The organism is Shewanella subflava, from assembly GCF_025971955.1.
Lineage (GTDB): Bacteria > Pseudomonadota > Gammaproteobacteria > Enterobacterales > Shewanellaceae > Shewanella > Shewanella subflava.
The window spans coordinates 35,063-49,538 of record NZ_JAPDMX010000009.1 but is presented as its reverse complement, the minus strand read 5'-3'; the positions used below and the strand labels follow the sequence as shown (position 1 = coordinate 49,538).

General features: G+C 42.8%; 13 protein-coding genes and 1 riboswitch. Of the genes, 8 read left to right on the top strand and 5 right to left on the bottom strand.

The features are described from left to right. The first annotated feature begins 461 nt into the window (after positions 1 to 461). The gene (katG, locus tag OHT75_RS05700) at positions 462 to 2,618 is read left to right on the top strand and encodes a catalase/peroxidase HPI (protein WP_264725498.1); all 2,157 of its coding nucleotides are present in this window, start codon (positions 462 to 464) and stop codon (positions 2,616 to 2,618) included. Between the two features lie 153 nt (positions 2,619 to 2,771). Here the strand turns inward: katG and OHT75_RS05695 are convergent, their stop codons facing one another. The 5 genes from OHT75_RS05695 to kdnA form a co-directional block, all read right to left on the bottom strand. Then, entirely contained in the window at positions 2,772 to 3,158 is a 387-nt protein-coding gene (locus OHT75_RS05695) for an acyl-CoA thioesterase (protein ID WP_264725553.1), read from the bottom strand. A gap of 302 nt (positions 3,159 to 3,460) precedes the next feature. After that, positions 3,461 to 3,676 (bottom strand): DUF2897 family protein, encoded by a 216-nt coding sequence (locus tag OHT75_RS05690; protein WP_264725497.1) that lies wholly within the window; start codon positions 3,674 to 3,676, stop codon positions 3,461 to 3,463. Positions 3,677 to 3,696: 20 nt separating this feature from the next. Then, positions 3,697 to 4,434, bottom strand: coding sequence for an 8-amino-3,8-dideoxy-manno-octulosonate cytidylyltransferase KdsB (gene kdsB, locus OHT75_RS05685; RefSeq protein WP_264725496.1), 738 nt, complete (start codon positions 4,432 to 4,434; stop codon positions 3,697 to 3,699). 71 nt (positions 4,435 to 4,505) lie between these two features. Then, a complete protein-coding gene (gene kdnB / locus OHT75_RS05680) occupies positions 4,506 to 5,576 on the bottom strand; it encodes a 3-deoxy-alpha-D-manno-octulosonate 8-oxidase KdnB (protein WP_264725495.1) in 1,071 nt (356 codons plus the stop codon). 76 nt (positions 5,577 to 5,652) lie between these two features. Continuing rightward, a complete protein-coding gene (kdnA, locus tag OHT75_RS05675; protein ID WP_264725494.1) occupies positions 5,653 to 6,837 on the bottom strand; it encodes an 8-amino-3,8-dideoxy-alpha-D-manno-octulosonate transaminase KdnA in 1,185 nt (394 codons plus the stop codon). Positions 6,838 to 7,086: 249 nt separating this feature from the next. After that, a riboswitch (TPP riboswitch) is annotated at positions 7,087 to 7,186 on the top strand. A gap of 190 nt (positions 7,187 to 7,376) precedes the next feature. On the opposite strand from kdnA, the gene thiC reads away from it, so the two are divergent. The 7 genes from thiC (at position 7,377) to OHT75_RS05640 (ending at position 14,476) form a co-directional block, all read left to right on the top strand. Next, entirely contained in the window at positions 7,377 to 9,350 is a 1,974-nt protein-coding gene (thiC, locus tag OHT75_RS05670; protein WP_264725493.1) for a phosphomethylpyrimidine synthase ThiC, read from the top strand. After that, complete coding sequence (locus OHT75_RS05665) at positions 9,350 to 11,185, top strand: bifunctional hydroxymethylpyrimidine kinase/phosphomethylpyrimidine kinase (RefSeq protein WP_264725492.1); 1,836 nt, start codon at positions 9,350 to 9,352, stop codon at positions 11,183 to 11,185. Before thiC ends, OHT75_RS05665 begins: the two co-directional genes overlap by 1 nt. Next, on the top strand, positions 11,182 to 11,967 hold the full coding sequence (locus tag OHT75_RS05660; protein ID WP_264725491.1) for a HesA/MoeB/ThiF family protein: 786 nt from the start codon (positions 11,182 to 11,184) through the stop codon (positions 11,965 to 11,967). The genes OHT75_RS05665 and OHT75_RS05660 overlap by 4 nt, the downstream gene beginning before the upstream one ends. Before the next feature lie 48 nt (positions 11,968 to 12,015). After that, a complete protein-coding gene (gene thiS, locus OHT75_RS05655) occupies positions 12,016 to 12,219 on the top strand; it encodes a sulfur carrier protein ThiS (RefSeq protein ID WP_264725490.1) in 204 nt (67 codons plus the stop codon). A gap of 2 nt (positions 12,220 to 12,221) precedes the next feature. Continuing rightward, positions 12,222 to 12,998 (top strand): thiazole synthase, encoded by a 777-nt coding sequence (locus OHT75_RS05650; protein WP_264725551.1) that lies wholly within the window; start codon positions 12,222 to 12,224, stop codon positions 12,996 to 12,998. Continuing rightward, the gene (gene thiH / locus OHT75_RS05645; RefSeq protein ID WP_264725489.1) at positions 12,998 to 14,125 is read left to right on the top strand and encodes a 2-iminoacetate synthase ThiH; all 1,128 of its coding nucleotides are present in this window, start codon (positions 12,998 to 13,000) and stop codon (positions 14,123 to 14,125) included. The genes OHT75_RS05650 and thiH overlap by 1 nt, the downstream gene beginning before the upstream one ends. Before the next feature lie 69 nt (positions 14,126 to 14,194). After that, entirely contained in the window at positions 14,195 to 14,476 is a 282-nt protein-coding gene (locus OHT75_RS05640; RefSeq protein WP_264725488.1) for a chemotaxis protein, read from the top strand.

Below are 14,476 nucleotides of genomic sequence, written 5' to 3'. Positions count from 1 at the left end.
AGTTAGACTTTGGTCTAATAAGCGCTTGTGTTAGACATTCTGCTGCGTTGAATCATATTACTGCATATCTTTTGTTTATCTAAGTCTATCACCAAGCTTATTTGATAATAACGGTATTGATCTTAAACCAGCCTTATGAGGTATAAAAAAATGGCTGAGTTGAATACATCGCCAATGTAAAGCAGAGGCTGTTCTTTCATCAAATAAAATCAGCTATATCAAGGCATGATACCTTTTTAACTTATTGATGTTAAACACATCACATTTCAGCTTTTGTTTTATCGATAAATATCAAACTCTAGTTTAGATTTTGACGCAACTCTTAATTTATTGATTTTGTTAAATAATATAACTTAAGGCGTTGTCGCTTTGTTATGTACGCGATGCGGGTATCAGCGCATATTTTTTATTCAAAGCTAAACTGAGTGAAAGTCCATTCAAGTTTCATAAGGAGATTAGAAATGTCAGGAAAATGTCCAGTAATGCACGGCAGTGCAACAACTCCATCCATGGTAAGTACAGATTGGTGGCCTAAGTCATTGAACTTAGATATTTTGCATCAGCATGATAGCAAAACTAATCCAATGGGAGCTGATTTTGATTATCAGCAAGAAGTGAAAAAGCTTGATGTGAATGGGTTAAAAAAAGATTTACACAAATTAATGACTCACAGTCAACCTTGGTGGCCAGCTGATTGGGGTCATTACGGTGGATTAATGATCCGCATGACATGGCATGCTGCTGGTACTTATCGTATTGCTGATGGTCGTGGCGGAGCAAGTACAGGTAATCAAAGGTTTGCCCCCTTAAATTCATGGCCTGATAATGGCAACTTAGATAAAGCCAGACGCCTACTTTGGCCAATTAAAAAGAAATACGGTAATAAACTTAGTTGGGCAGATTTAATCGCCTATGCAGGAACCATCGCCTATGAGTCGATGGGATTGAAAACGTTTGGTTTTGGATTTGGTCGCGAAGATATTTGGCATCCAGAAAAAGACATTTACTGGGGCGCTGAAAAAGAATGGCTTGCCCCAAGTGATAATCCAAATAGCCGTTATTCAGGTGAACGTGATTTAGCTAATCCATTGGCCGCGGTTATGATGGGGCTTATTTATGTTAATCCTGAAGGCGTTGACGGTAAACCTGATCCATTGAAAACAGCGCAAGATGTGCGTGTTACCTTTGCCCGCATGGCAATGAATGATGAAGAAACCGTAGCGTTAACAGCTGGAGGTCATACTGTTGGTAAGGCCCATGGTAATGGCAAAGCCAGTTTATTAGGTCCTGAACCTGAAGGTGCTGAAATAGAAGATCAAGGTTTTGGTTGGCTAAATAAAACGTCCCGAGGCATAGGTCGAGACACAGTAACTAGCGGTATAGAAGGCGCATGGACAACCCATCCGACAAAATGGGATAACGGCTATTTTGACATGCTGCTCAATTACGACTGGGAACTGAAGAAAAGTCCAGCAGGGGCATGGCAATGGGAACCAATTGCAATAAAAGATGAGCATAAACCTGTTGATGTGGAAGATGCTACTATTCGTCATAACCCTATTATGACCGATGCCGATATGGCGATGAAAATGGATCCTGAGTATCGTAAAATTTCAGAGCGATTCGCCAAAGATCAAGCCTATTTTTCAGATGTATTTGCCAGAGCATGGTTTAAATTAACTCACCGTGATATGGGACCTAGAGCCTGTTACATCGGTCCTGATGTGCCAAGTGAAACTCTCATCTGGCAAGATCCTATTCCGGCGGGTAATTCAGATTATGATGTCCAGAGCATTAAGGATAGCATTGCCGCCAGTGGTTTAACTGTGTCAGAAATGGTCACAACGGCATGGGACAGTGCGAGAACTTTTAGAGCGTCAGATCGTCGAGGTGGTGCAAATGGCGCTCGAATTTGTTTGTCGCCTCAAGCTCAATGGCAAGGTAACGAGCCGACTCGATTAGCCAAAGTGCTTGATGTACTTAAACCCATAGCTCAAAAAAGCGGCGCGAGTGTCGCAGATGTGATTGTGATAGCTGGAAATTTGGGTATTGAATTAGCAGCCCAAAAAGCAGGGCATGAAGTGATTGTGCCATTTTCACCCGGTCGGGGTGATGCAACCGCTGAGATGACAGATGCTGCATCATTTGATGTTTTAGAGCCATTACATGATGGTTATCGTAATTGGCTTAAAGGCGATTATGTTGTTAGTGCAGAAGAGTTATTATTAGACCGTACTCAATTAATGGGATTGACTGCCCATGAGATGACGGTTTTAGTTGGCGGCATGCGCGTAATGGCAACCAACTATGGCGATACTCAACATGGCGTGTTCACTGAAAATGTGGGAGCACTCAGTAATGACTTTTTCGTTAACTTAACGGACATGAATTACAGCTGGAAACCTACGGGTAAAAATCTATATGAAATCTGTGACCGAGCGACTGGTAAAGTAAAATGGACGGCTACTCGGGTTGATTTGGTGTTTGGTTCTAATTCTATTCTTCGCGGTTACGCTGAAGTGTATGCGCAAGATGATAACCAAGCAAAGTTTGTAAAAGATTTCGTTGCCGCTTGGGTTAAGGTGATGAATGCCGATAGATTTGATTTAACATTATAGTGTTAATCAAAGTAAGACGATAAATAAATCCATCCGAGTCGTGTTATAAACGATTGCGGATGGATTTTTATCTTTTTTTGCTTTCGCTGTTGGCAGTCAATAAATGTTCAGCAATTTACCGTCAACAGAGAAAAGTCAGTTGCAGTATCAAAGTTAGCTTAAAGGCCACACTTTAGTTGGATTGCGCTGCTTATCAACGGCTACAAAGGTAAACACACCTCTAATAGCATGTTCACGATGGTCGTTATACATGTCTTCAACAAAAATATTCACCTCAACTTTCAGTGAAGTATTACCAACATGGATCACTCGAGCCACTAATTCCGCAAGACTACCTGCGGGGATCGCTTTTTTAAAATCAATTCTATCGGAGCTCACAGTGACTAATGATTTACGGCAAAAACGAGTGGCAGCAATAAAGGCTGTTTCATCCATCCAAGCTAAGGCATCACCACCAAATAAGGTGTTATGGTGGTTAGTATTTGAAGGGAAGATGGCTTTGATCACGCGAGCTTCAGAGTGCTCTATACGGGCAAGCATGGCATCAGAAAGTTGACTTGCTTCTGAGCTAGTATCTGTAACGGTAAGGGGCATATGACTACCTGATTTGTATCTAAAATGTGGGTGTTGTAACAATAATTAAAAGCTTCATTTCATTCACATGAGAAGCGTTAAATAAGCGATTAAATTGAGTTGAGCGAGTTGCAGTTAACGTTATTTTACTTTGGATGGTTACCCATTTCTGCGACCTATGACATAAGGCTGAGTTTTTACTTTTTATCTATAAATCCTGCTCAAAATACGGCCAACATATGCTGGCCGGATGTTAAATCTGTCTTGAATTAGTCTGTTTTTGATGATGGATTATCTTTTGAATTAACTTGGCGTTGCTCATCAGTGGCTTTAGCATCATCCCCAGAAACAATGCTCTTATCCTTGTGGGAGCCTAAATGAGGCATTTTAAATTTAGCACTGTATTTTAACACGGCTAGATTACTGGCAATAATGCCAACCACTAAACCTATGATAATCCACACTTCAAAACCTGATAAATCCATGATGGTTCTCCAAGATTTTGTTAGTCAACCGCTAAACGCAATTCACATTTACGAATATCTTCAGGGGTGTCTACCTCGGGAGAATCAAACGCGCTAATAGCCACTTTAATTTTGTGGCCATATTCCAAGGCACGCAATTGTTCTAACTTCTCTAAATCTTCAAGCTTACCTAAAGGTAATTGAGCAAATGCATTAACAAAACGACGCGTGTAAGCATAAACTCCTAAATGTTTATACACAGGGTAATCTTGGGTGTCGCGACCAAAAGGAATGCGCGCACGCGAGAAATACAATGCATTAAAATCATTGTCAAACACCATTTTAACGTGCATCGGGTCGTCTAATTCTTTCTTATCGACAATTTCAAACCCTAAGGTGGCCATTTCAAACTCACCAGGGTGACGTTCAAATAAGCTAATGATTTGCTCAATTGAAATCGGGTCAATAAGTGGTTGGTCGCCTTGTAGGTTAATCACCAAATCATCATCGGCTAACCCTAATTGGCTAATTGCGTCATTTATTCTGTCTGTCCCCGATGCGGCATCTGCACTGGTCATGACTACTTTGCCACCAAAGGCTTCAACAGCATCTTTAATGCGCACATCATCAGTGGCAACGTAAATGTTGTTTAATCCCTTAGCTAAAGACGCGCGTTCGTAAACGTGTTGGATCATGGGTTTACCATTAATCGGCGCTAATGGTTTGCCAGGAAAACGACTTGAACCATAACGAGCTGGAATTAATAGAGTAACATTCATTAATAAAAACCTATTTTAATGGTAAACAAAAGGGCTCATCTGAGCCCTTATGACAAAATGACTTAGACGTATTATATACGACGGAACAGCTTAGTCAGCATTTCATCGGTAACTTTTTCTTCCCAGCCTTTACCATAAACATTGTCCCATAATGGGCCCATGCTCTTAGTAACAGCAACCATCTTAGCGATCGTTTCGTCTGGCAAGTCTTTACAGATGTTTTTCGGTAATGTGATGTTATGAATTTCCATCATTTTACGGAACTCAGCCACACCTTCAGGATAGAACTCTTCTAACACATCAAAGGCTAAGCAGTTACCGATACCATGGTGATAACCCAGTACATACCCTAAACCATACGATACCGCATGACAGGCACCTACTTGGCTGTAAGCAATACTCATACCGCCCATGTAAGAGGCCATCATTAGCTTGTCATCTTTTTCTGGGTGATTGTCTAAGTAGACTTCACGGCATAAATCCATTGATTTTTCAGCGAAGGCCTTAGCAAACTCATTGAGGTAAGTGCCTTGTAAAGACTCAACACAGTGGATAAAACAATCCATACCTGTGTAGAACCATTGATCAGTAGGGACACCTGCAATCAGTTCCGAATCCATAATGATTTGATCAAATACTGTGTAGTCTGAGTTCAAACCTAATTTACGTACTGGGCCACATAGTACCGCAGTACGTGATGCTTCTGCACCAGTACCTGATACCGTCGGGATACCAATATGGTGGATAGCTGGGTTTTTGATTAAATCCCAACCTTGGTATTCAGATGAACTACCTGGGTTAGTTAGCATAAGCGATACAGCTTTAGCTAAATCCATCGTAGAACCGCCGCCTAAACCAACCACACTCACTGGCTGTTTAACATTAAAGGCTTTTACCTGTGCGGTTAACGCATCAACTTGTACTGTTGTTGGCTCATCATCTACGTTAACGTAAATGACTAAGTCATGGCTTTTGCTAGGTACTCGGCCTGCTAACGGTTTGTCTTGGTGAACATCGTCAACCAGAAATACCACAAAATCATCGGCTTCTTTACGCTCTTGAGCTAAAACATCATCAAGTTGCGCGAATGAACCACGGCCGAAAATCATTTTTGGTACACATTTAAAATTTTTAAAACTCATTACAACACTCTCCAGTTGAGATATTTACTGTAAAAAGTACTGTCACCTCAAATGAGGTGACAGAGATTAAGGCTAATTAGGCAAAAGCACGTTTAATGTTTTCAATACGTTCAGCAATTTGCTCGTCAGTCCAAGACAGCTTGATCAGCATAGAAATGGTGCGGCTCATAATGGCATCAGACTTTGGTGTCTTAATCTGAGTATAGTCAGGACGATCGGCAATAAGCATAATCGGTAACGCTGCAGGTGCTTTTAGCTCCTGGATGTGCTTCCAGTTTTTCAAGTAGTGCCAGTTGTTAATATACCAATAAAAACAACCATCTACTTTATTAGCAGCCAGCTTTTTGTTGATTTCAATGGTGCGCTCTTCTGTGGGTAAAAAGAACGTTAAGAAACCCGCTGAGTCACCCTGTGGATCCGGAATTTCACGGAAAGTCACTTCAGGAATGCTCGCCATGGCATCTTTAATGGTTTTTTTGTTTTTACGCTGAATCGCAATAATTTTATCTAACTTGCGTAGCTGAGCTAAACCCATAGCGGCATTCATTTCAGAAATACGGAAGTTCAAACCCATAATAGGGTGGCCTTCAGCACCACGATCGTTACCTACATGGTCATGGCCGTGATCTGAAAACATGTGGCTGTGGTTGTAGATTTCAGTGTTATTAGTGACCACCGCGCCACCTTCACCACAGGTAATGGTTTTTACTGAATCAAATGAGTAACAACCAACGTCACCGATAGTCCCTAATGCTTGACCTTTATAACTACCACCGATGGCCTGACAAGCATCTTCTAAAATGACTAAGTTATGCTTTTTACAAATGGCTTTAATTTCGTCCATTTTGGCCATAGAACCACACATGTGGACTAAGTTAATGGCTTTAGTGCGAGGCGTAATAACGGCTTCAATGCCTTCAGGTGATAAACATAAGGTTTCATCAATTTCAGCAAAAATAGGGATAGCGCCAGCCATAAATACCGCTTCAACAGAAGCGACAAAGGTAAATGGTGGAACGATAACTTCATCACCTGCGCCAATACCCGCAGCAGCCATAGCGGTTTGAAGAGCGGCGGTGCCACTTGATAAAAGATGAGCGTGTTTAACGTTCATCTTTTCACAGAGTAACTGCTCCATGTCGCGAGTTTTCCAGCGATCATTGCGCATGTGGTCAAAGTTATAACGGAAGGTAAAACCGTTCTCCATTACATCAGCGACTTCCTGCTTTTCTTCTGGACCGAATAATTCAAAACCTGGCATGGAAATTATCTCCTAAAATTCTACGCATCTTTGCGTTTACATAAACCCGCTAATTATAACTAGGTTAATGGGGAGACTGCGACAGTTATTGAAAAATAATTCATTTTTCTTTAGTGCTGCATATTAATTAGCCATCACGGATAAGTATCAATACAACAACCCCCAAATAAAGCGTCGAATTATAAGGGGGCAAATATTTAATCAGATTGGTACGACTTGTTTTTAATCAATCATTCTGGCTATACTGCAGCCATCTTGTCGGAGTGCCATTAAGGCTGAGACCGTTAATTCGGGATCCGTTGAACCTGATCAGGCTAAAACCTGCGTAGGTAACAAGCATAATAATCTTGTGTGATTATTCATGCGTAAAACTTAAGTGGTTTTACCATACCCTCTTAGCTTTACCCATGTTTCCCCCTGTAGATTATTGATAGCTACTTGAGTTAAATACAGATGTTTAATGTATTTCTCATATTGCTCGCTCTCAACACATTTTCCTCCAGACAAGCAACTTTTTCTCATTAAATTCGAGGTTGCTCATGTCAAATCGTCGCCAAACCCGTGCTAGTGCACAAGCTTTTATCGATAACTTAAAACCGCTACAACACCCTAATTCTGAAAAAATATACCTGTCAGGCAGTCGTGATGATTTGCGGGTAGGGATGCGCCAAATACTGCAAACCGATACCCTAATTGGGGGCGATGAACAACACCCAATAATGGAAGCGAATCCGCCGATTAAAGTCTATGACTGTGCAGGCGCTTATTCTGATCCGCAAGCAAACATCAATGTGCGTGAAGGCTTAGCAAAGCTAAGGCAACGCTGGATTGAAGAGCGTGATGATAGCGAGCAACTCGATAGTGCAAGCTCGCATTTTACTCAGCAAAGATTAGCCGATGATGGCTTAGATCATTTACGTTTTGATGCGCTTGTGCCACCGCGCCGCGCCAAAGCGGGTAAGCGAGTGACCCAGATGTTTTATGCTCGTCAAGGGATTATTACTCCTGAAATGGAATACATTGCCATTCGGGAAAACATGGCAAGGCAAGAAATCACCGACACAGTATTAACCCAAAAAGCGCAAGGCGAATCTTTTGGCGCTGAAATTGGCGCGTTGATCACCCCTGAGTTCGTGCGTAGCGAAGTGGCAAGAGGTCGGGCAATTATCCCGTTGAATATCAATCATCCTGAATCTGAACCTATGATTATTGGGCGAAACTTTTTGGTTAAAGTGAACGCCAATATTGGTAACTCTGCGGTGACATCCTCAATTGAAGAAGAAGTTGAAAAACTGGTCTGGTCGACGCGTTGGGGCGCTGATACCGTGATGGATTTATCAACAGGGCGTTATATTCACGAAACCCGTGAATGGATCATCCGAAATTCACCCGTGCCAATTGGAACCGTTCCGATTTATCAAGCACTCGAAAAAGTGAATGGTGTTGCTGAAGATCTCAGCTGGGAAGTCTTTAGAGATACCTTGATTGAACAGGCCGAGCAGGGCGTTGATTACTTTACGATTCATGCCGGGGTGTTACTACGTTATGTGCCAATGACGGCAAAACGCTTAACGGGTATCGTTTCCCGTGGTGGTTCGATAATGGCGAAATGGTGTTTAAGTCACCATAAAGAAAGCTTTTTATATGAAAACTTTAGGGAAATTTGTGAGCTTTGCGCGGCGTATGATGTGTCATTGTCATTGGGGGATGGCATGCGTCCTGGCTCGATTGCCGATGCCAATGATGAGGCGCAATTCGCAGAGTTAGAAACCTTGGGTGAGCTAGTGAAAATTGCCTGGGAATACGATGTGCAAACCATCATAGAAGGACCAGGGCACGTGCCAATGCAGCTAATCAAAGTGAATATGGAGAAGCAACTCGCCCATTGTGATGAAGCACCATTTTATACCTTAGGTCCGCAAACAACCGATATTGCACCGGGATATGATCATTTTACCTCAGGTATTGGCGCCGCGATGATGGCTTGGTATGGCGTAGCCATGCTGTGTTATGTCACCCCGAAAGAGCATTTAGGATTACCTAATAAAGAAGATGTAAAACAGGGGCTTATTGCATATAAAATTGCCGCTCATGCTGCTGATGTGGCTAAAGGTCATCCGGCTGCGCAAGTTCGAGATAATGCCCTATCAAAAGCGCGTTTTGAATTTCGCTGGGAAGATCAATACAACCTTGGGCTTGATCCAGATACCGCCAGAGCCTATCACGATGAGTCATTGCCACAGGAGTCTGCTAAAGTGGCCCATTTTTGTTCGATGTGTGGCCCCAAATTTTGTTCGATGAAAATTACCCAAGATGTACGTGAATATGCCGCCAACCTTGAAAAACAAGCCGCGCAAACTGTCGAGGTTATTTCACCGGCTGACTATCAGTCGTACCAGTCGGGTAGCAATATCGCCGATGATATTGCGGCGCAAATGGCGCAAAAATCTGCTGAGTTTAAAGCCACGGGTTCAAAGCTTTATCATCAAAAAGCGCTAGATGAGGTTGAGTAATGGTAGCTAATGAAGTGTCATCGCAAATACCTGCCGCTGGAACGGCCAGTCGTCAACATGCATCGGTGGCTAAAATTGTTTGGACAATTGCGGGCTCAGATAGTGGTGGCGGTGCGGGTATTCAAGCCGATTTAGCCACCATTCAGGATTTGGATTGCCATGCTTGTACCGTCATCACCACGTTGACAGCGCAAAACTCGGTCAATGTGACTTCGGTTGAAGCGGTATCTGAGGCAATGTTATTGGCTCAATTAGATACCCTTAAGTTAGACATGCCGCCTGATGCTATTAAAATTGGTTTAATGGCAAATCAGCAGCAAGTTAATCAATTGGCTAAATGGTTAAAGGATTGTTTTGCTAAAGAGGCTGGCATTCCGATCATTTTAGACCCAGTGATGGTGGCAACCACAGGTCAGAGATTAAGCCAAGTTGCAGTGGATTTTTCGCCATTTCGGGGTGTTGTCAGTGTCATCACCCCAAATCAATCAGAGTTGATTACTTTGGCTTGTGATGTTCAACAACAAGCTGACGAGCAGCAAGTGCTAATACAAGGTAAGCCTTTAGCAAGTAACAGGCTGTTATCACTTGCGGATCACGAGATGGATTTAGCCCAAATGGTGTCAATGGCGCAGCAAGTCAGCCATTTTTTTGATTGTCATCTAGTTGCCAAGGGCGGTGATGCTAAATGGCAAGCAGATAAAGCAATGGATGTGTATGTCTGTCAGCATGTTGCGGGTGGCAGTATTGAACATAACAACAGTGTTTTTATACTGAGCAGTGAGCGAATTGACACGGATAATAATCACGGCAGTGGCTGCAGGCTATCCAGTGCCATAGCCAGCTTTTTAGCGCAGGATTTTGTGTTACATGATGCGGTGGTACTCGCCAAAGCCTATGTGACACAGGGGCTTAAACACGGCATTAAAATGGGTGAAGGCGCTGGCTATTTATCCAAAACAGGCTGGCCTTCAACCCTTAATGTTATGCCACATATTGTTCAACTAACTGGGCCTTCTCGCCAATCAGTATTGCTGGATAATGCCAGTATTGAGCAGTTAGTCAGTCAATCAACTAGCCAAAAAACGCAATTAGCATTTAAGCAGTTATCCTTGCCACTTGAAGTCTATCCCGTGGTTTCAAATGTCTCTATGTTGACGTTGTTGTTACAAGCGGGCTGTAAAACCCTGCAACTTCGGCTTAAACAAGACATAAACTGCTGTGATAAAGGCATTGGATTTGAAAATGAACAGCAAAAAGCTTTCTGGATTGAGCAGCAAGTGGCTAATGCCATTGAGCTCGGCCGAAAATATAATGCACAACTTTTTATTAATGATCACTGGCAGTTGGCACTTAAATACGGTGCGTTTGGTGTTCACTTAGGCCAAGAAGATGCCTTATCAGCTGATTTGGCCGTTTTAGCGCAAAATAACATAGCACTGGGCTTATCTAGCCACAGTTATTTTGAAATATTACTCGCCACGCAAGTTAATCCATCTTATATCGCACTGGGGCATATTTTTGCCACCACCACAAAAAATATACCCTCAGATCCCCAAGGCATTGGCAAACTCGCTCGATATTGTTCGTTGTTGAAGGACCATTTTCCAACGGTTGCGATTGGAGGTATCACGAGTGAAAAACTAAGTGATATTGCTGTCACAGGTGTGGATGATGTGGCTGTGGTAAGAGCGGTCACTCAAGCACGCAATCCTGTCGTGGCCTATCAAGCATTAAATCAACAATGGCAATCCCTGAAAAACTTAGCGCCTATTGTCCATTCAAAGACATTGGCGAAAAGCTGCATTATCTCTGAGAAATATCAGGAGGCAATGTGAAAACGAGTTTGAACGATCATCAATACATACTCTATTCCAAGCAAATGCTGTTGACTGATGTATCTGAGCAAGGGCAACTCGCCTTGATGAACGCTGAAGTAATAGTGGTTGGCGTGGGTGGGTTAGGGCAGCTGGTGGCTCAGTATTTAGCGGCATCTGGCGTGGGGCAGATACATCTGATTGATGACGATAAGGTGACGTTATCTAATTTGCCAAGGCAGTTATTGTTTAGCGCAAATGATATTGATGTGAACAAAGCCCATGTTGCTGCAGGCAAACTGCAACAGCGCAATCGTGACAGCAAAATATTGGCTCATTCAGTTCGGTTAGCGCCGGAAAATTACCTGCAGTTATTTAATGCCATATCACCACAAGTGATATTTGATTGCAGTGATAACTTTGCAACGCGTCAATTAATCAATCGTATTGCGGTTGAGCAACATCTGCCGTTGTTCAGTGCTGCTATCTCAGCTGATCAGGGGCAATGGTTTGCTTACCTTCCAGAGTCAGTATTGACAAATTTATCAGCAACCAACATTAAGCCACACGGATGTTACCACTGTGTATTTCCAGCTGACAGTTTGCTTAGTCAAAACTGCAGCCAAATGGGGGTGTTAGGGCCTGCTGTGGGAATAATGGCCTCGATGCAGGCGTTAGCAGGCATGAACCACATTATAGGCAGGCAGGTTGAATTTGGTGTATTGCATCGATTTGATGCGAAGCGCTTGTCATGGTCTAAAGCGACGATGCCCATTGATAAACACTGCTGTGTTTGTCGTTAATTGATTAACGCATCAGATTAAGCCAATAGCAAAGAATAAGGATTTTCAGTGATAACAATACACATCAATGGCGAGTTACAACAACTTGCTGACAATCAAACCTTGGCGGAGCTACTTGTATGTAAGCAAGTTGCACCGCAAAGCGTTGCTGTGGTGGTTAATCAAGCCATCATACCCCGTAGCGAATGGTCACAATATCAGTGCCAAGCAGATGATCAGATTGAATTTTTTTCTGCTGTGGCGGGGGGATAATGATGTTAACGATAGCCGATCATCAATTTGAATCACGTTTATTTACTGGCACAGGCAAATTTGCCAACTCGGCAACCATGCTGGCATCAATAGCAGCATCGGGTTCAGAGTTGGTGACCTTAGCCATGAAACGCATTGATTTTGACATGGGCTTAGATGATTTACTCAGCCCGTTACAATCACGCGGGGTTAAACTTTTACCTAATACCGCTGGGGCAAGAAATGCTAAAGAAGCGGTATTTGCCGCTGAACTTGCCTACCAAATGCTTGGTACAAAATGGATTAAGTTAGAAATCCATCCTGACCCTAAGTATTTACTCCCCGATCCTATTGAAACCCTCAATGCCGCCAAAGTATTGTGTGAAAAGGGCTTTATTGTATTGCCTTATATTCATGCTGATCCTGTACTTTGCAAACGATTGGAAGATGTTGGCTGCGCTGCGGTTATGCCATTAGGCAGTCCCATTGGCAGTAATCAAGGACTCGCCACCGAAGCTTTTTTGAAAATTATCATCGAACAATCTTCTGTTCCTGTGATCGTTGATGCAGGGATTGGTGCGCCGTCACAGGCATGTCGGGCGATGGAAATGGGGGCTGACGCGGTATTAGTCAATACCGCTATCGCCAGTAGCGCTAATCCAATTTTAATGGCGCAATGTTTTCAGCAAGCGGTACAAAGTGGGCGCAAAGCCTACAAGGCAGGACTAGGAACGGTAAGTCTTAATGCCAATAATACCAGTCCTCTTACAGGCTTTTTAGCCACTGACAAGGTGTTGTAATGAATTTTTCAACACGTTTTAGCCAGTTAAATATTGATGACTTGTCAATGAAACTTTATGCCTCAACATCGGCTGATGTTGAGCGCGCATTACAACAGCCTAGTGGCAATTTAACTAGCTTGATGGCGTTATTGTCACCGGCAGCAGAAGCTTATATTGAACACATGGCTCAGGCTGCTGCACAAATTACCCGCCAGCGTTTTGGTGCTAATTTGGGGCTTTATTTACCGCTATACCTATCAAATTTGTGTGCCAATGAATGTGATTACTGTGGTTTTAGCATGAGCAATAAAATCAAGCGCAAAACCCTAAATGATGAAGAGATACTCGCCGAAGTCGATATCATCAAATCGCGAGGATTTGATTCGATTTTATTGGTTTCTGGTGAGCATGAAACTAAAGTGGGTATTGAGTATTTTGCCCATGTATTGCCACAAATAAAACAGCATTTTAGTTATGTTGCAATGGAAGTACAGCCATTAAAAGCAGGCGAGTATCAGCGTCTGGTTGCACTGGGGTTAGATGCCGTGATGGTTTATCAAGAAACCTATCGCGCGCAGACGTATGCCAAACATCACACTCGGGGTAATAAGCAGAATTTTATTAACCGTCTCGATACCCCTGATAGAGTTGCGCAGGCTGGCGTGGATAAAATTGGTTTAGGGGTATTACTGGGCTTAGATGATTGGCGAATAGATGCATTGCTAATGGGATATCATCTTGAGTATCTTGAACGCAAGTATTGGCGCACTCGTTATAGTATTTCACTACCAAGGCTTCGACCATGTACCGGAGGGATTGAACCAAAAGTGCTGTTAACGGACAAGGGTTTGGTGCAAATGATTTGCGCTTTTAGACTTTTTAATCAACAACTTGATATTAGCCTATCAACCCGCGAAACACCTGAACTAAGGGATAATTTATTGCCGCTTGGGGTGACTCAATTAAGTGCAGGCAGTTCTACTCAGCCCGGAGGTTATCAGCAACCTGATAGTCAATTAGATCAATTTGACATCAGCGATGAACGCACTGTGACTGAAGTGATCGCAGCTATGAAAAATCGCGGTTTTAATCCAGTATTTAAAGATTGGGAAAAAGCATGGGGACTGAATCATGCCAATGGTTAAATACTGTACATTTAAGCCATTATGAGCGATACTGTTTTGCAGACTCACCTGTTTATTTAAGGACGTTTTATGCAAATTCAATCCGCGTATTCATCGGGTGTTCAAGGTTTACAGAGTGCACAGCAAGGTCTTGCTCAGGCTACTACTGCAGTAGCCGCACCGGATCCAAAGCCAACAGCACCTCAAGCACAACAAGATACGGTTACATTAAGTAGCCGCGCTGTTGAGCAGTCTGATAAAACAAGTGCCTTGGTGTCTGCTGTTGAGTCACAACAGCAAGGCGAAGCCTCAGTTAAAGTGATAGAAGCTGCCTCTGAAACAGTGGGTAGCATTATCAATATTGAGGCCTAA